Raw genomic sequence first — 18344 nt, forward strand, 5'->3', positions numbered from 1 at the left:
ACCGCGGCGGCCGGACGGCCGGCAGGCGCGGCCCGGGCGGGACCGCCGCCGACGGGCAACTGGCGGACGACCGCAGGCAACCGGGACCCGGGCACGGCAGGCAGCGGCGCCCGCGGCAGGCGGCGGCACGGGCACGGCAGGCGGGAATGGGTGGCGACGCAGCCCTGACAACGCCGAACGAACGGCGCGGCCAACGGCCGGGACCGCGGCGGCCGGACGGCCGGCAGGCGCGGCCCGGGCGGGACCGCCGCCGACGGCCAGGACGGCGGCGGCGAGCGCGGCCAAGCGCGGCCGCAGGCGGAGGACAGCGACGCTGAACGCGGCGGGCGGGACGATCGCGCGGCGGAGGGCGGGCCAGCAGGGCGCGGCCCGGCGGGGAGCGCCGCCGACGGCCAGGCGTCGGGTGCGGCACGGCAGGCCAGGCGCGGGGATGTAGCAGCAGCGGCGGCAACGCGGCGGAAGGCGATGGACGGCCGCAGGCCGCCAGGACAGCCGTGGGCGGCAGCGCGGCAAAGCGGCGCGGTCGGGCTGCAGCAGCACAAGCGGGCTGCAGCAGCACGAGCGGGGTGCAACGGCGCGGGCGGGGTGCAACGGCACAGCGCGGAACCGGCAGAACACGGCCGACGACCACAAGCAGCCGGGACGCGGGCACGGCAGGCAGCGTCACGAGCGCGGCGGCCGGGAACTGGCGCGGCAGGCGCGGGTGGCGGCGAACTCGCCAGCAGCAGCGAGCATGCCGGACGGCAGGCTCACACAACACAACGATCGACCACCATGCTGCTGCATCCAGGCCACAGCGGGCGGTCGACGGCAGCCGGGCCCCACCGGGCACCGCCGCCACAGGGCGTAAGCGGCGAGCACGGCCAGGGACCAGCCGACCCCGGCAGCACCAACGCGGCCGGGCGGCCAGCACCGCCCAACAGCACAACCACAGACCTCCGCCGGACGACCGCAGGACGACCCGGCGAGCGGAACCACCACACACCCAGCAAACGGCCACACAGCCAACCAACCCCCGGGGGGGGACAGGGTCGGCCCGGCAGGCGCGACCCGGGCAGGAGCGCCCCGACAGCCAGGACGGCGGCCGGACGGCCGGAACGGCAGCGGCGCGGCCAGGCGCGGCCGCGGGCGGAGGACGGCGACGCTGAACGCGGCGGACGGCACGACCACGCGGCCGACGGCCAGGACGGCGGGGCGCAGCGGCACAACGCAGAGCCGACGGGCAACCGGCGGCCGGGACGACGGCCAGCACCGGGACGACGGCCGGCACGGCGCGGGCGGACAAGGCAAGCCGCGGCCAACAGCGGAACGCAGTGCCGGACGGCCGCCAGGCGCGGCCCGGCCGCGGTCCGAGCCAGCGGAACGCCGCCGACGGCCAAGACCGCGGCGGCCGACGGGCCCGGCCCGGACGGGCCGCGGCCGACGGCCAGAACGGCGGCCGACGGCCAGGACGGCGGGACGCAGCAGCACAACGCAAAGCCGACGGGCAACTGACGGACGGCCACAGGCCACCAGGCCGCGCGCATGGCAGGCGGCGCGGGCCCGGCACCCCGGCGCGGACCCGGCGGACGGACGGCCGGCAGGCACCGGGGCCCGGATTCACAATCCGGGCACCAGCCCTTTCTCCCAAGGGGGCTTGCGCGGCTAGTGCAGAGCGGTGTAGGGCCCGGCAGCCGACGCCTCTTGCCTGACGCTCCCAGGAGCGTGACCTGCGGACTTGCGCGGCTTACCCGCCGCTGGGTGAAAGTCCGGGCATCCATCTACCGCGTGCCGCAGCACGCACGAGAGGGGTTGGCATGTGCACAACATACGACGGGAGCCACAGCCACACGGAACACTCCCGGCCCAAACCCCCGCGCAGCACCCGCCGTCGCGTAGCGCCCTCGGCTGGGCCCAGGTCGGACTATCCGCCACCTGCTGCACCACCGGCGTGCTCCTCACCCTGACTGGCCATAATGACCTAGGCATCGCCCTGATCCACGCTGGTGCCCTCGGAGGAAGCATCACCATCAACATCACCGGGAAATAAGGCGTCTCTCGGCCCGCCGCTGGACTCACCGGCCCGGCGGCGGGCCAGTCTCCGGGAACGGGCCGCCTCCTCTCACCAGGGCCTTCACATCAGCTTCCGGGTGCCGGCCGACAGCACCCACAGCAGCATCTCCGTCAGTCGGTCCCCGCTCGTCCCCGGCATCGACCTGCGCGGACCCCGCCGCAGCAGCGGACACGTCGACGGCCCCAGACCGACCCTCTCCTGCTGGCACGCGGGCAGCCGGCGGGGCGGACGGACACCGGACGGCGGGCCGCAGGGGCCGGCCGGTGGCAGGGCAGCCGGACGGGCCAGAGCGGCCAACCGCCCGGGCAACCGCGGCAGCGAAGCAGACGCCCCGGGACAACGAAGCCGGGCCCAGCACAGCCGGCATAAAGCCGGCCGCCCTGCCACAGAAGATGGCGCCGGCCAGTCCGCGCAAGTTATGCGCTCCCATAACCCCCAGGGGATCCAGTGCCCCCATTAACGCCAGCGCGAGACCGGAACGCGGCGCGGCAGGCGAACAGCCTTCCGGGCAGACCGGCAGCCCGATGACAGCCCGGCCCGCCCAGGCGGGCCAGGACCACGCCCGCGCGCGGCACTCAGGACGGCCCCGGAGCCTTGCCGGGACCGCGACGCTCTCGGGCCCGCACGGCCCGAGACGGCAGGCAGGCCGGGCCGAAAGAGCAACACGGCCTGGAACCCCGGGACAACCGAGCACGGAACGGCGGACAGCCCCACGAGCAGCCCAGGACAGCACGCCGGCAATCCGGGCCGGGCCGGGGCAGGCCGACGGACCAGCACGGCGCGCTGGTGGCCGGTCCCCGATCGCGTACCGCTGCGGTCCGGCGCCGGCCGCCGGTCCATTGGGCGCGCAGCGCACGATGGCCTGTTCACCAGGATGCCATCAGCCCGGCTTCGATCACCCCCGCCAGGAAAACATCTACTTCACTGGTGGTCATCCGCACCGCCGCGCTCCTGTGCCGCATCGTTGGGCACCGCACGCTGCCCTCATATGCGCCGTCATCGGACTGGTCGAGGGACACGCAGAAGCGCATCCCCCACGTGCACCCCAGCACACCGTGTTCGCTGTGCAGGTGGTGGCGCAGTGCGGCGAGGCGGTGGTGGGTGGGGAGGGTGCGTTCGCGGCGGCAGCCGATGCAGCGCAGGAGGTGCTGGAGGCTTCCTTCTTGGGCGAGGAAATCTTTGCCGTGGGCCTCCATCGTGTTGCAGCTCCCGCAGAGGGGTCCGCGTACGAAGCCGTGGTCGTGGCAGTGGTCCCACGCAGCAGCGGGTCGTGCCGGCGTGCACAGCGAGCACAGGTAGCCCTCAGCTCGAGGCCCGCGTTCCCGGACGCGGGCGTAGGTGACGCCGTTGAGCTCCTGGCGGTAGCCGCGCAGGGTCGCGGTGGCACAAGCTGGACAGAGCACCTTCCAGCCGGCCGTGGTCGAAGTGCGCCAGGTGTCCAAGTGCGTTCCGTGTGCTCCGCAACCGCTACACGGCTGCGGAGCCGCGCGCAACGCGCGCTCGTCCTCCTCCCAGCTGTCAAGGATGAGGGCGAGGGTGCGAGGGATCAGCCAGGTCTCTTCGCTCCAGACGAGGGTGGGGATGGGGAGGGTGCAGGCGATGTCGTGGTTGCCGTAGCGCTCGATGAGGGTTTCCGGGGTGAGTCCGCACGGCAGAGCCCACCCGGTTTCGTCACGAGGATGGTAGGACGTTCCACACGGACAACCGCCGTCGCGGCGTGCCGCCCAGGCTGCACCTTGGATGGTGCGGCGGATAGACTCACGCCATCCGGTGAAGGGCGGGTCCATCTCCGGCCAGTCGCGGTCTTCGAGCCGGGGATCGACGAGGTCGTCAGGGTCCCAGTGCAGTTCGGCGATCGTCCGCCCCGCCCTGCGGACGTCCGGTTCGTGGAACTTCCAGCGGTTGCCGTATTTGTAGGCTGGCACCCGCACATGCCCGAAGTGGACCACATCATGCAGGCGGAAGCGCTCGACGCGGAACCGCTCCGGCGCCACGGGAATCGAGCAGTTGGCCGTCTCATCAGCCAAGAACTGCACGGCGAGCTTTTGGGTAATCACCCCTCCAACATGGCACTCGCCACTGACAACGACTCCGTGCCCGAGTTGGCCACCCTGACGGCGGTGCGGAACGGTGACCGGCGACTGTTCGGCGGCACGGTCCAGACAGCGGCCCAGCACGGTGCCGGCGGCACGTCGGGTGGCACCAGCGGGGCAGGCGGCCAGCGCCACGGCGGAGCCGCGCGGCCGGGCGCGGGATGGCGGCGGACGCGGGCGGGGCCAGAGGCGGGACGCCAGGACGGCGGCCGGGCGGACCGGCCCGGTGGCGGCGCGGGCGACAACCAGACCAGACGGACCGGTGGGTCGGCCCGGCCAACGCAGCACAGCAGCGGACCGGTTCGGCGCCCGGAGTGGGCCCGGCGCCAAGCGCGGCGGACGGGCATGCGGCAGCGCGCAGGCGAGCCGGGACGGCGGGCCGGGACACGTGGCCAGACGCGGGACCGGGTCGAGCCGGGACGGGGCAGGCAGCCCACCGCGAGCAATAGCGGGACGGGGACAGTTCAGTGTTCCGTCGCCGGCGCGGACGGCGGCCTGGCCGTGGTCGCGGGCTCGATCTGGATCGCCTGAGCAAGCCGGGTGCCCGGGAAAAGCCGGACGAGCGGGAGCCGAGAGGCCCCGCCTCTACCCGCCGCGAGGCGGACAGGGCATCATCAGCCGCCGGCGGCACGCCCTTCACCCGATGGAGCGGTGGCGGATCTGCGAGCCGCCACGCCGCGCGGCAGCTACAGGCGGAGCGCGATCCTCTCGCAGTAGCCCAGCGCCACAGCAGCCTGCTTGAGGTCACCCTCAGCACCTGACCGGCAGGCCATCCCGATCATCGTCAGCATGCTCTGCAGCGGTGAGTCCTCGCCGCTGGCTTCCCGCTCCGCGCGGGCGAGCAGCACGCGGGCAGCCTGGTCCAGGACGTCGGACCACGCGCCACCGTGGGCGGCCGGGTGCGGTCAATTCGCCTGGCCCCGGCACAACGCGTGAAGGCCCGCCGACTTCGTCGGCGGGCCTTCACGACTATCGAGGCCAGATGCCCTCCGGGCTACCCAGATGCCGGTCGGCGGCGTAGGCAACGGAGCTCTGGCGGGTCACCGGATTCGAGCGGCCGCGGGTGGCCACGGGCTGGGGAATTTGTCGGGATGCAGACAATCCCAGGTTTTCGGGCCGATGATGCCGTCCGCGGTGGTTCCGCACGCATTTTGGGCCCATAGGACGGCGTTGTAGGTGTCGTCACCGAAGATGCCGTCTTTTGCGATCACCCATACCCCATAGTAGTTGATCAGGCATTGTGCGTGCTTCACGGCGGGCCCGGTGGAGCCGTACGAGAGGGTCGGGTGGGACCCGTTGTAGGGGCAGGCGCTTGCCGCGGCTGCCCCAACCGGTGCGGCGGCGGGAGAAGCGGTCGCCGGAGCGGCAGCGATTGATCCGACGCTGAGAACCAGTGCCGAGACGATCAGACCGGCACGTGTGGCTGATTTCATGAAAGCGGTCCTTCCATCCTGTCGGGTAATGCCTCTGCCTACGCGCACCGGTTGGTGGAGTTAAAGTCCGCGAAAGCGGCCTTGGTCTCCGGTCCGGCGACCCCGTCCACCCTGAGGTGGTAGAACTCGTAGTTCAGATACATCTGCAGGGACTTGATCGTTTCAGGGCCGACGACGCCATCCACCGTGAGTGGGCCGTCGTAGTACTCTCCCCTCCAGTTGAAATACCGCTGGGCAGCCTTCCAGCTGTCGGTGCCCAACTGCCCGTCGGTCGCGCCGGGGTCGAAACCCTCCTTGCGAAGGTGGCACTGCCAGTGCTTGGCCTGGGTCGTGGTCAGCCCCAGGTTGTTCACCGCGAGGACGGAGATCCCCTGGTGGCTCGTGGCGGGCCTGGCGGCCGGCTGGGATGCCGCGAAGACCGTACTTGCGCCCGTCAGGCTCCCGGCGGCCATCGCCACGACGGCAGCGGCACTGACGAGTGTCCTCGTCACAGCATTCGATCGCATGTGTTCCTCGGTTCCCTGAGATCGCGGATCGTGTGGTGTCGTTCTGTGTGGAGGTGGTGGCAGCGCGGTCAGTTGACCAGCGCCAGCCAAGTGTTCGGGCCGACGATGCCGTCGGCGGTGAGCTGGTTGCGGGTCTGGAAGGCGACCACGGCGTCATGCGTGGCCGGTCCGAAGGCGCCGTCCACGGACAGTGCCGCGCCGTGGGCTTTCAGTTCGGCCTGCACCGCGCTGACGGCCGGGCCGTGGTCACCTTCCTTGACGGTGGTGAGGAGGGCTCGCCAGGTGTTGGGGCCGACGATGCCGTCGGCGGTGAGCTGGTTGCGGGTCTGGAAGGCGACCACGGCGTCATGCGTGGCCGGTCCGAAGGCGCCGTCCACGGACAGTGCCGCGCCGTGGGCGTTGAGGAGGTACTGGACAGTGGTCACCTGGCGCCCGCTGTTGCCCTGCTGGACGACCGGCCACGCGCCGGCCGGTGGCGGCGGCGGGGGCGTGTAGATGCCGTTGGCGGCGAGGTTCCGCAGGTCCTGCGCGGTGCCGTTGAAGACGTCCTGGTCACCGGGAAGGGGGCCGGAGTCGGCGGTCTGCCAGAAGGCGTACGTGGACCAGCCGTTGGGCAGGGGGTGCGGGGTACCGGTCCAGCTGCCGATCCAGATCAGGTTGGTGGCGGCGAAGGCGGATGAGTTGCCGGTGCACTGCGACCACCACGACGTGTTGGTGTTGATCACCGGGTGGCGGCCGGTGCGGCGCTGGTATTCTTTGTCGAATGAAGCGATCCAGTGGACCGTCGCACCGGGGCTGATCCCGTAGCAGGTGGGCAGGCCGGGCGTGGCTTCGATGTCTAGGACGCCGGGGAGGGTCTTGCCGTCGGGTTGCCAGGCGCCTCCGTGGTCGACGAAGAAGTCGGCCTGGGTGCTGCCGGAAGCCTTGTCAGGCCTGGCGAAGTGATAGGCGCCGCGGATCAGGCCGACTGCTGCCGCACCGTCGTACTGCTGGGAGAAGCGGGAACTGATGTAGGAGGTGCCCTCGGTCGCCTTGACGTAGGCGAAGGAGGCTCCGCCGGCGGCGACCGCGGCCCAGTCCACGGTCTCCTGGTAGGCGCTGACGTCGAGTCCTCGCACGGCAGCATCCGTGGCCTGCCGCGGCCGCGTTTCCTGGGCCGTCGCCGATGCCGCGACCGGGGCGACAAGCAGTGCTGCCGTGGCGGTCACCGCGGCCAGCCCGCTGCGTACCCCCGCCCGCACGCGGCGTCTTGAGGAAACGCCCTCGAAATGGCGAGGAGTTCGGCGAAGAAGCGTCATTCATGGACTCCTTTCACTTGTTTCGCGTCCTGCCCTGCGTCTCTGACCACGGGCGCCGGCTCTATGGCGCCTCTGCGGCGGCGCCCTTCGCCCGCCCCAGTCCGCACGCTGAAGGCAACGGGCCGTTGCGGTCGGTGGACGCGGCCACGGCCATGTGCGGCAGTACCTGCCGTCGACCTGCCGCTGCCGTCCCGCCCCATGCTTCTGGCCCGGCACGTTGTTGCGCACGCCTGCATCGCCGAATGCAACAAACGTCGCGGCAGGCCGGCCGTAGGCGCCGATCGGCTGAAACAAGCTGGTCAGGGATGCGACGGTGACGAAGAAGGTGCCACTGTTGTCCCTCACTGCTGGCGTTGACCATGGGGGACGGGATGGGGCGTAGTGAGGGACCGCTGGATCCTTCGGCCGGGCCGGTCCAACGTTTCGCGTTCGACTTACGCAAGCTGCGCCAGGAGGCCGGAGGCCTGACCTACCGGGCCATGGCGCAGTGCACCGATTATTCGGTCGCCACCTTGTCGAGGGCGGCCGCGGGTGGCCAACTGCCGTCGCTGGAGGTGGCCTTGGCCTATGTGCGGGCGTGCGGTGCGGATCCCGAGGAATGGGAGCCGCGCTGGCGGGCGGTGGCTCGGGAAGTGGAGGCCGAGCCGGAGGATGCCGATGACACGGATGCCCCGTACCGAGGGCTGACCCGCTTCGAACCCGGCGATCGGCATCTGTTCTTCGGGCGCGACCAGCTCGTGGCCCGGCTGACCGAGCGGGTGCGGGTCTGCCGCATGGTCGCGGTGGTGGGTGCGTCCGGCAGCGGCAAGTCCTCCCTGCTGCGCGCGGGGCTCCTCCCGTCCCTCCAGGACCAGCAGTCATCGGAGTGCCGGCTGGCGGCAATACGGATCCTCACCCCGGGGCCTCGCCCGGCGTCCACCCACTCGCGCGCGTTGACGGCGAGTCAGGATCCCGGCGACACGGTGGTCGTGGTCGACCAGTTCGAGGAGCTGTTCACCCTGTGCTCGGACCCGGCCGAGCGTGCGGCGTTCCTCGACCTGCTGGTGAAGGCGGTGGAACCGGAGAACAGGCTGCGGGTGGTGATCGCGGTACGGGCGGACTTCCTCAGCCGATGCGCCGACCATCGCCCGCTCGCCGCCGCCCTCACCGACGCCACCTTCCTGCTCGGCCCCATGGGGCCGGCCGAACTGCGCGACGCGATCGTCAAACCCGCTGCGGCCGCGGGCCTGATCGTCGAGCGCACGTTGACGGCGAGGATCGTCGAGGACGTCGCCGAGGAGCCCGGCGGACTGCCGCTCATGTCCCACGCGTTGCTGGAGACCTGGCGCCGCCGCAGAGGCCGCACTCTCACGCTGGCTGCCTACGAGGCTGCCGGCGGTGTGCACGGTGCCCTCACCCGCACCGCCGAAGAACTGTACACCCGCCTCTCGCCTGAACGGGCCGATGTCGCCCGGCGTATCCTGCTGCGCCTGATCACGCCGGGTGAAGGGGCCCAGGACACCAGCCGGCCCGCCGAGCACGCCGAACTGCAGGTGCTGAGCGCCGCAGGCCAGTCCGCCGACACGGCCTCGGTGCTGGAACAACTGGCTCGCGCGCGGCTGGTCACACTCGATGGCGACATGGTGCACCTGGCGCACGAAGCGTTGATCACCGCCTGGCCGCGGCTGCAGTCTTGGATCGACGGTGCCCGCGAACGGCTTCGGGTCCACCGGCAGCTCACCGAGGCCACCCGGGCCTGGGACGCGCTCGCCCGGGATCCTGGGGCCTTGTACCGCGGCACTCGCCTGGTCACGGCCGAGGAGTGCCTCACCGGGTACCGCGCGGACCTCACGCCGTCCGAGGCCGCCTTCCTCGACGCCAGCATCGCCGCCCGCGAGCAGGAGCGACGGGTGGCGGCGCGCACCGCCCGGCGTATCCGGGCGCTGCTGGCCGCGGTGTCCGCCCTTCTTCTGGTCGCGTCGACGGTCGCTGTCATCGCCTTCCAGCAGCGCTCGCTGGCCCGCGCAGGGCGTGACCGCGCAGTGGCCGAGCAGGTGGTGGCCGAGGCGGGCCAGCTGAATGCGAACGATCCGTCGCTGGCGGCGCGGATGTATGTGGCGGCGTACCGGCTGCGGTCGGACCGTGGAGCCGCCGCGGGCCTGCTGGACACACAGAACACGGCGCTGTCTTCCGTACTGTCCGGCCACACCCAGGCGGTGTACGCGGTGGCGTTCTCACCGGACGGGCGCACCCTTGCCACCGGGGCCGGGGACGACACCATCCGGTTGTGGAGCCTGGCCGACCCCGCGCACCCCGTCCCGCTCGGCAGGCCGCTGACCGGGCACACCGACTGGGTCTACTGGCTGCAGTTCTCCCCGGACGGCCACACCCTGGCCAGCGCAAGCCGGGATCGTACCGCCCGGCTGTGGGACGTCCGCGACCCGGCGCATCCCAAGGCTTTGGGCAGACCGCTGACCGGCCACCCCGACTTCGTCTTCTCCGTCTCGTTCAGCCGCGACGGACGCACCCTGGTCACCGCCAGTCAAGACCACACTGTTCGGCTGTGGGACGTTTCCGACCCGGCGCACGCCAAGGCCCTGGGCTACCCGCTCACCGGGGCGCAGGAGGCCGTCGCCTCGGCCGCCCTCAGCCCGGACGGCCGTACGGTGGCGGCCCCCGGCCACGATCACATGATCCGCCTCTGGAATGTCACCGACCCGACCGATCCGAAGCTGTGGTCGAAGCCGCTGAGTAACCCGGACGTTGTCTACGCGGTCGCTTTCCGCCGGGACAGCAAGCTCATGGCCAGCGTGGGCAACGACCAGAAGGTACGGCTGTGGGATGTATCCAGCCCGGCGCACGCCAAGCCGCTGGGCCAGCCGCTGACCGGTCACACCGGTACCCTGCTCGCGGTGGCGTTCTCACCGGACGGCCGGACACTCGCCACAGCCGGCGCGGACCACACCATCCGGCTGTGGGATGTCTCCGACCCGCAGCATCCAGCTCTGCTCGGGCAGCCGCTGATCGGGCACACCGGATTCGTCAACTGGCTGGCGTTCAGCCCCGATGGGCAGTCGCTGGCCAGCGTGAGCGACGACCACACCGTACGTCTGTGGCATCTGCCGCGCGCCGTCCTGGCCGGCCATCTCGGCAGCGTCACCGGCATCGCTTACCGCGGGGACGGCCGTGTATTGGCCAGCGCGAGCGCCGGAAGGGTACGGCTGTGGGACGTCCGCGATCCAGCGGGCGGCAGGCAGCTGAGCGAGCTGCCGGATCAGCACCTCGCCATCCGGACGGTGTTCCAGCCGCAGGGCCGGTTGCTGGCGAGCGCCGACAGCGACGGGACCGTGTGGCTGTGGGACGTCTCCGCCCCGGATCGCCCCCGGCAGGTCGGCCTGATCCACACTGGTGGCGCCGACCAGACCGATGGAGTGCTGGCCTTCACCCCTGACGGTCATGTACTGGTCACAGGCGGCCCCAGATACAGCCTCCGGCTGTGGAACGTCACCGACCCCGTACGCCCCGCCGCCCTTGGCAGCCCACTGACCGGTCACATCAGCCTTGTCCACTGGGCGGGCATCAGCCCGGACGGCCACACCCTCGCCAGCACCAGCGAGGACGACAAGGTCCGCCTGTGGGACATCCGCGACCCGGCCCGTCCCAGGCCCCTGCAGGACATCCGCACCGGCGACACAGGCGGCACCCTGTGGGGCGCCTTCAGCCCTGACGGACGACTGCTGGCCACCGCCGGCGTCGGCCACGACGTACGCCTGTGGAACGTCAGCGCCCCCGCGCACGCCTCGGCCATCGGCAGCTCGCTGACCGGGCACACCGACCGGGTGACCTGGGTAGGCTTCAGCGCGGACGGCCACACGCTAGCCTCCGCCGGCGAGGACCGAAGCGTCCTGCTGTGGGACCTGACCGACCTAACCCGGCCGACCCCCTGGGGTAGAGCGCTCACCGCAGGACACACCGAAGCGATAGAGACGGCCGCATACCGCCCGGACGGGCAACTCCTGGCCACAGCGGGACCCGACGGCACCATCGAGTTCACGCCCCTCGGAATCGACCAAGCGATCCGGCGAATCTGCGCCAGCACCGCCGGCCAACTGACCCCGGCGCAATGGCGGGACTACGTGCGGGAACTCCCCTACGCTCAGCCATGCCACGCCTGACGAGTCCTCCCCCACACCGTTGGTGCCCCGGCCCCCGCTCCCGCGCCGGGCGCCGACCGGTGGCCCGCACGACGTACTCGCCTGGCGCGCACGCGCCACGCTGGCCAGTCCCTGGCCGTGATCCGACAGACATACCCCGCCAGCATGGCAGATCGTCGATCCAAACATCGCGCTTCCCGGGTCAAGGGCAAATCCAGCAGTCCGTCCGGAGCCAGATCACCAGAGCGGGACACCCCCTTCACCGGCCCCGCAGTCAACGCGCTCAGCTCACCGGCATGGATGAGCAAGATCTCGCCGCCGTCCTGCCTGCCGATGTTTGTTTCACGCCGTGACAGGGGCCTGCGCAACAACCAGTCGACCCAGAACCTGTTGTTCAGCGGGCGCCGGACACCGGGTAGGTGCTCGGCTCACAAGTGTTAAGCCATCAACATCCACCGGACGGAAGTACACCATGCGTCTTGGCAAGAATCTGCCCTTATCACTGGCTGCCCTCACGATCACCACGGGGCTGCTCATTACCACGGCATCCGCCGAAGCGGCCGCCACCCCGGCCGCGGTCGCAAGCGGCATCGACACGACCGTGGACGGCGGCAGCAACCTGCGCGGCGGCCCCCACCTGAACAGCTACCTGGTCGGCACGACCAAGGGGAAGAGCGAATTCGCCGTGCAGTGCTACAAGCGAGGCGACTACTACAACGACGGCAAGCACCACACGGACGTCTGGTACTACGGCACCGTCTTCGACACGCACGACAACCCGGAGCACGTCTATTACGACGTCTACTCCTGGGGCGGCAACGTGAACACCCCGCACGACCCGCCGGCCGGCCTCTCTAAGTGCTAGCAGCACCGGCCGTACCGCGCCGGCCGACCTGGCCCACGGCGGCCTCACCGGGCCCTGCGCCCGGCGAGGCCGCCGTGGGCCACCAAACCCGGGTTCCGGACGGGACGCGGCCGAACAATCTCCCCTGTCCCTCTCTTCAACCGCATCGAGGTTTGTCCGCCATGGAACGATCCGTATCGAAGCGCTCACGCGGGCAGCAGGTCTTGGCGGCCGCGGCCCTCGTCTGCGCTGCATTGCTCGGGGGTACCAGCGCCGCGCATGCGAGTCCACCGTCCTTCTCCGCAGCAGCAACATGCCACACGGCTCACGGCCTGCCCACGGAGATCTTGCGATGGGGCAGCACCGGAAGTTGCGTAAAGTACCTGCAAGGCAAGCTCGCCGTCACAATCGACGGAGTCTTTGGCCGCGAGACGTACCACGCGGTCGTCGCCACCCAAGAGCACTGCGGGCTGCAGGCAGACGGGATCGTCGGGCCCAAAACGTGGGATGCCCTTCTGAACTGGTGCCGCGAGTAGGCCGCAGGGGAACGCCAGCGTGGAAAGCTGCCCCAGATCCGGTGCCTGCGGCCGGAATTCATCAAGGAGGGGCCCTCGCCGAGCCAGCACAGGCCGACGGAGCTATCAGCGACTGACCCCTCGCTCTGCCGCCGAGAGCCACATGGCAACAAGTGAGAACTGTGCGCAGAAGCCGTCGCTCACCTGGAAACGCAGGGCGCGGGCTGCCTCGGTCGTCCACTCCAGAAAGCGCAGTAGCCGGCCGGTCTCGTCCCGGCCGGGCGACCACCGGCTTGATCAGCCCGTCGAGCGTCGTCGGCGCCAGGCCGGCCGCGTCGCGCGCCCACTGGTACTCCGAGAGTGTGTCGAGGAAGAAGCTTTCCTCGTCGTACGCCGCCATACGGGCCTGGCGGCGCCGCCGGAGCGTGACGACGCGTCAACACGCGACTTTCGGAATCTGCCACGAGGTCGCATATTACAGCGATCACTCATAGATTTTACGAGTTACTGCGGAGATCTCACGTCAACGGCTGGGGCGGGCCAATGCGGTGATCTACCTGCTGAGATGCGGTTCGCGGTCGTCGGGCGCCCGACGGGAACCCGCGCGTACTCCACTAGGACGGCGGCCGACGGCCAGGACGGCGGCCGACGGCCGGAACGGCAGCGGCGCGGCGAGCGCGGCCAGGCGCGGCGGCGTGCGGAGGACGGCGACGCCGGACGCGGCCGACGGCCGGGCCGGCGGGGCGCAGCAGCACAACGCAGAGCCGACGGGCAACTGGCGGACGGTCACAGGCAACCGCGACCCCGGCACGACAAGCAGCGACGCGCCCGCGGCAGGCGGCGGCCGTGCAGCGGCGCCGGCGCAACGCAGCGGCAAGGAGCCGGCGGAGCGCGGCAGACGGCCGCAGGCAGCCGGGCCGCGCGCACGGCACCCCGGCGCAGGCCCGGCACACCGGCGCAGGCCCGGCGGCCGGGACGACGGCCGGCACCGGGACGGCGGTCGGCACGGCGCGGGCGGACAGGGCGAGCCGCGGCCGACGGCGGAACGCAGTGGCCGGACGGCCGGCAGGCACGACCCTGCCGCGGCCCGAGCCAGCGGAACGCGGCCGACGGCCGGGACCGCGGCGGCCGGACGGCCGGCGCGGCCCGGGCGGGAACGCCGCCGACGGCCGGAACGGCGGCCGACGCCGGAACGGCAGCGGCACGGCGCGCAGGCCAAGCGCGGAACGCGGAAGGGCAGCCAGCGGCCGGGACGACGACCGCGAGCGGCGGCCGGGCGGGCCGCGGCCGGCGAACAGGTGCGCAACTGGCGGGGCGGAGCGCTTCACTGGGGGCCCTCTTTCGCATTGCGTGCGGCGAGCTGCACCAACCACTCTTCGTAGGCGGCCAGGTAGTCATCAGCAACCACCTTGGCTTTCGTTAGTGCTTCCTCGCTCGGCTCGCCCCCGTCGCCCAACGCGCCATGGGCAACGGTGCAGCACAACCCGCGCGCGAAGAAGTCGAGCAGCTTCTCCCGCTCCTTCGCCGCCTCTTCCCGCGTCGTGATCGGTTCGGGGGAAACGTGCACCGTATGCCTCCTGTTGGAACCGCGGCGAGGACGCTGTCGGGACAGCGTGCGCCGACCCTTCGGGCGGGTGCGATTCTCCTCCGCCAACAGCAAGAACCCCTAATCGACTGACATCCTGATGACGAATCTCCGCTGACACTCCCCCACCGACCATCAGTCGGCCGGGTCATGCGGAGGGCGGGAATCGTCACACCATCCACCACAGCACCCCAGACCGCAGGCCGGCCCGCCCTACGACGGCGCGACCGCCGGGTGTCCGGCGGCAGCTTCCTTCTCCACGGGCGCGGCCGGCCGGGGTCAGCCCGGCGGACGCGGACCCCGCGTCCGCCGGTGACGCGGCGCCCGCCCGGCCGGCGCCCTCCCGGCGCCCCGGTAGGCCCTTCACGGCCCGCCACGATGGCCAGACGCCGGCACCGCTGTGCCGGCTGCGCCGGTCACGGCGACGGCTCGCGGTTCGTTTGGGGCTGCGCGGCCGGGGTCGGTGGGGAGTCGAGCGGGGACGGGCACGGGCCGCGGGTGGCGGGGGCGGTGAGGATGTGCTCGGCGTCATCGCCTTCGGTGAGGGTGGCCGCGCGGGCGCGCAGGGTGGGGTAGGAGACCGTGCAGCGCGGGTCCTTCGACGCAGGACGGGACCCGGCATCGCGCCCCGAGCGCCGCGCGAACGAGCCAGGGCGCGGCGCTGCTCCTCCTCGCGGGCGACCTGACGCGCGAGCACGGCGCGGTCGATGTACGGGTTGGCGGCGGCAAGGACCAGGCGCTGCAGCTTGTCCGGCTCCAGCGCCTCGACCTTCCACTGCACCGGGTGCTCGATGTCGAAGGGGTAGCGGCGAGCGAAGGTCGGCCTCCGGGGGCTCGCACGGGTGGTCTTCCCGACCCTTCGCGTTCGGCTACGAGTGCGCGCCCCGTTCGCCAGCGGGACCGTCCAGGTCCCGGAGGTGTTGGAGGATCTCGCGGCGCTGCTCGGCCTCGCGCTGCAGGAGCGCAGCCTCGATGTCGGGGTCGCGGTGCGCTTCGATCGCGGAGCGCAGGACGTCGGCCAGGATGTCGGGCGGGAGCGCTTCGGCCTGAGTAGTCGAGCGGCCTGGGAACGAACGGCGGTCGGTGACCTTCGGCGGCGCGGTGGGCAGGTGGTGGTCGGCGATCTGCTGCTCGGTGACCGCCAGGCGCTCGAAGGCGACGTCGGCGCCCGGGGCGTCCACGGCGGCGAACGCGGCGACGTCCTCGGCCAGCGCGGAGAACAGGTGGACGCCGCTTTGGTCCCAGTCGGAGATCACGAAGATGCGCACCGCCCGGTGCGGGTCGGTCCCGGCGCGCAGTGCGGCGCCGCGCTTGGCCGGCAGGCCGTTGAATCCCGAGCCGGAGTACACCGGCACACCGTAGAGGTCGGCGACTGTGACGAGCTGGTTGACCATCCCGGCGGTCTCCGACCACACCTCCAGCCGTACCTCCTGGCCGGCCTGCCGGTCGAGGCGAAAGCCGTGGGCGGCCTGCAGCAGGGTCTGGTGGAAGTCGGCCGGGCTGTCGTAGGCCACGGGCACGGCGGTGATCTCGGTGTCGTCGCGCAGCGCCTCCCACGGGATCCGTCCCGAGCGGCGGGCCATGCCCAGGACCTCGACCAGGCGCTTGTAGGTCCGCTCCTCCTTGAGCAGCACGCCGTCGGAGATCAGCGAGTACCACACCTGGCGGATCGTGAGCGGCAGCTGCGCAGAGTAACGCTCCAGGACCCGGTCGACCGCCACCAGCAGCTCGACCGTACGAGGACGAGGCCGCCACCGCGGCTGGTAGCCCCGCGGCCGCTTATCCGGCATCGGGAAGCACCTCCTGGAGAGCCCGCTCATCCTCGTCCAGCCCGCAGGCCATCGCCAGCTTCGCCCCCTCGCGCAGGGCCTCCTGCTTCGTGGCGTACACCCACACGTCCAGCCGCCCGCAGCCGCTGTAACCGCGGTGCGCCAGCGTCCATACCGCTGGATCCCGCGTCGTCTCCACCGTGCCGCCCGGGCGGTACAGGCGTGAGGAGACCTGCTGCTTGATGAAGCGGGAGTGGTCAGCCAACCCGGCACCGCGTAGCGCCCACCCCGCCCGCGCCGAGGCCGCATACAGAAACTCAGCCGCTTCGGGGCACGGCGCTCGCGGGGAGGCACTACCGACTACCAGGGCCGGCCGCTGCCGAACCCGGTGCGGGGCGTGTGCGTCTTGTCTTCGGGCGCCGCGCGGGCGGTCCGCACCGGGGCGCGGCTGGCGGCTCAGCGCAGGGCCCAGAGGACTGGCCGGGCCCGTACACGACTGCGCCCCAGGGCGTCAGTGCTGGTCCGGGGCGCCGGGCTCGTCGCCCCGGACCGCAGCTGGTTACGCCGTGGCCGTCTGCTGCGCGGGCGCAAGAGCAGCGAGCGGGGAGCGCTGGCCTTTGCCGATGCTGCGCAGGTGCGTCCAGTCGACTTCGGGGTGCCGTTCGGGCAGGGCGTCGACGTCGCCAGGGGAGAAGCGGGGCACGTACACAGCGCCGGCCTTGGACGCACCGAAGCGAACTCGCCCGTAGGAGACGGGCGTGATCCATCCCAGTCGCCGCATCCGTTCGTAGTCGACCCTGCGCACGCCGAGCCGGGCGGCGGCCTGCTCGGGGCCGAGCGGCGCCTCACGCTTAAGAATCTCTGGGAGATCCGGCCGGGTGCCGGCCTCCCAGCGCGATGAGCCGTTCGACCGCGTACGTGGCGACGACCGGTGCCTGGCCGTCCTCGTTCGGGGTGCCCAGCGCCGCCGCCAGCCGGCCCGCCGCCTGGTAGGGGCTGATCGGCTCCCGCGGCATCGATGCCCGGACCGCCTCGGCATCCAGGGCCTCCACCGCCGCCCGCGACCACGTGAGCGGCGACACGTCCGGCTCCGGGACCACTCCGGCGTGCCGCGCCCAGCGCCACGTCGTGACCGGCGCCTTCAACCGCTTCGCGGCCTGGCCTCGTCGTACTCGTCTCGTCGTGCCATGAGCCTTCCCTTCTGGCTTGGCTGAACTGGCGGACAGAAGATGGCAGAACGATCTAAATCGCGTCAATCGCCTTGCAAAGTAGGCAAGTTGGGGTGATGCCGCTAGCGCCGCGTGGGGTGTACCGCCCCATGACAGCCACGCCCGCTACAGATACCGCCCCATGGCAGTGACCCCGCCGTCCCTCAACACCCGACCAGCGAAAACCTCCCGGCCTGACGTACCGTCACTGACACCAACCCACCGACACCAACCCGACACATCGCAATCGAACACCCGCGCGAGATGGGACAAGCTCGCCCAGGAACAGCTCGACGCCCTACGGGAGCTGGGTGTGGAGTGGGCATAGAGGTCGCGCACAGGAATCGGAGTCAGCGGAGATTCGCTCCGATGTGCGATCTTATGAGTGTGTATTGATCCAGTTGCAGGCTGTCTCTAGAGTGACGCGCATCGTGACAGAGAAGATGCCCCACTCAGCGGCTGGCCAGATGCTGGGCTACCTCTACCAGTGCGAGTGGGCGTTGGTAGAGCTGGCGCAGCGGTGGTTCAAGGACGCAGAGGCCACGCTACGCATGGAGATGCTGGACGACATTGACCTGCTGCACGGGTCAGTTCCTGTCGAGCTTGTGCAGTCCAAGCATCATGGCGGTCAGGGAGAGATCGGCTCCACCAGTGCTGATCTGTGGCGTTCTATCAATTCCTGGTGCGATGCCTTAGAGATCCTCGGGGACGCGCCGCTGCCGCTGCTCCGCTTGGTCACCACGCAGCAGGTTTCTGCCGGGAGCCTCCTGGAGAAGCTGCGCGCCGATCCGCAGACGCGCGATGTAGCCGCAGCTCTAGCAGCTCTTGAGGAGCTAGTAGTGCTTTGTTAGATGGTGTCGTAGGGCTGCCAGGGGGTGGGTTGGTGGCAGGTGGGGCAGGTGCCTGT

At 71.3% G+C, this 18344-nt stretch carries 13 protein-coding genes and 1 pseudogene; 4 read left to right on the forward strand and 10 right to left on the reverse strand.

Features of this window, described 5'->3' with window-relative positions; translation table 11 throughout:
• Positions 1-2919: 2919 nt before the first annotated feature.
• The 5 genes from MUU72_RS33620 to MUU72_RS33640 form a co-directional block, all read right to left on the reverse strand.
• Positions 2920-4110 (reverse strand): endonuclease domain-containing protein, encoded by a 1191-nt coding sequence (locus MUU72_RS33620; protein ID WP_248017249.1) that lies wholly within the window; start codon positions 4108-4110, stop codon positions 2920-2922.
• A gap of 722 nt (positions 4111-4832) precedes the next feature.
• On the reverse strand, positions 4833-4994 hold the full coding sequence (locus tag MUU72_RS33625; RefSeq protein WP_248017250.1) for a hypothetical protein: 162 nt from the start codon (positions 4992-4994) through the stop codon (positions 4833-4835).
• 192 nt (positions 4995-5186) lie between these two features.
• On the reverse strand, positions 5187-5579 hold the full coding sequence (locus MUU72_RS33630; protein WP_248017251.1) for a peptidoglycan-binding domain-containing protein: 393 nt from the start codon (positions 5577-5579) through the stop codon (positions 5187-5189).
• A gap of 38 nt (positions 5580-5617) precedes the next feature.
• Complete coding sequence (locus tag MUU72_RS33635) at positions 5618-6070, reverse strand: peptidoglycan-binding domain-containing protein (protein ID WP_248017252.1); 453 nt, start codon at positions 6068-6070, stop codon at positions 5618-5620.
• An 83-nt stretch (positions 6071-6153) separates the two neighbouring features.
• Positions 6154-7203 carry a GH25 family lysozyme gene (locus MUU72_RS33640; RefSeq protein WP_248017253.1) on the reverse strand — a complete coding sequence of 350 codons (1050 nt, stop codon included), beginning with the start codon at positions 7201-7203 and terminating at the stop codon, positions 6154-6156.
• Positions 7204-7742: 539 nt separating this feature from the next.
• Between MUU72_RS33640 and MUU72_RS33645 the strand changes: the two genes are divergently transcribed.
• The 3 genes from MUU72_RS33645 (at position 7743) to MUU72_RS33655 (ending at position 12896) form a co-directional block, all read left to right on the forward strand.
• Entirely contained in the window at positions 7743-11537 is a 3795-nt protein-coding gene (locus tag MUU72_RS33645; protein WP_248017261.1) for an nSTAND1 domain-containing NTPase, read from the forward strand.
• 580 nt (positions 11538-12117) lie between these two features.
• Positions 12118-12381, forward strand: coding sequence for a hypothetical protein (locus MUU72_RS33650; protein ID WP_248017254.1), 264 nt, complete (start codon positions 12118-12120; stop codon positions 12379-12381).
• Positions 12382-12542: 161 nt separating this feature from the next.
• Positions 12543-12896, forward strand: a complete 354-nt coding sequence (locus tag MUU72_RS33655; RefSeq protein WP_248017255.1) for a peptidoglycan-binding domain-containing protein — start codon at positions 12543-12545, stop codon at positions 12894-12896.
• Positions 12897-13158: 262 nt separating this feature from the next.
• On the opposite strand, the pseudogene MUU72_RS35785 reads toward MUU72_RS33655, so the two are convergent.
• The 5 genes and pseudogenes from MUU72_RS35785 to MUU72_RS33675 all read right to left on the reverse strand — a co-directional run.
• Positions 13159-13363: pseudogene (locus MUU72_RS35785) on the reverse strand (site-specific integrase); the annotation flags it as partial.
• Positions 13364-14199: 836 nt separating this feature from the next.
• Positions 14200-14442, reverse strand: a complete 243-nt coding sequence (locus MUU72_RS33660) for a hypothetical protein (protein WP_248017256.1) — start codon at positions 14440-14442, stop codon at positions 14200-14202.
• A gap of 887 nt (positions 14443-15329) precedes the next feature.
• Positions 15330-16250, reverse strand: coding sequence for a hypothetical protein (locus MUU72_RS33665; protein WP_248017257.1), 921 nt, complete (start codon positions 16248-16250; stop codon positions 15330-15332).
• A complete protein-coding gene (locus tag MUU72_RS33670) occupies positions 16240-16494 on the reverse strand; it encodes a hypothetical protein (protein ID WP_248017258.1) in 255 nt (84 codons plus the stop codon). The genes MUU72_RS33665 and MUU72_RS33670 overlap by 11 nt, the downstream gene beginning before the upstream one ends.
• Before the next feature lie 586 nt (positions 16495-17080).
• Positions 17081-17311 carry a hypothetical protein gene (locus MUU72_RS33675; RefSeq protein WP_248017259.1) on the reverse strand — a complete coding sequence of 77 codons (231 nt, stop codon included), beginning with the start codon at positions 17309-17311 and terminating at the stop codon, positions 17081-17083.
• A 557-nt stretch (positions 17312-17868) separates the two neighbouring features.
• On the opposite strand from MUU72_RS33675, the gene MUU72_RS33680 reads away from it, so the two are divergent.
• A complete protein-coding gene (locus MUU72_RS33680; protein WP_248017260.1) occupies positions 17869-18288 on the forward strand; it encodes a hypothetical protein in 420 nt (139 codons plus the stop codon).
• Positions 18289-18344 lie beyond the last annotated feature (56 nt).

Origin of the sequence: Streptomyces rhizoryzae (assembly GCF_023155275.1) — a bacterium.
Taxonomy (GTDB): domain Bacteria; phylum Actinomycetota; class Actinomycetes; order Streptomycetales; family Streptomycetaceae; genus Streptomyces; species Streptomyces rhizoryzae.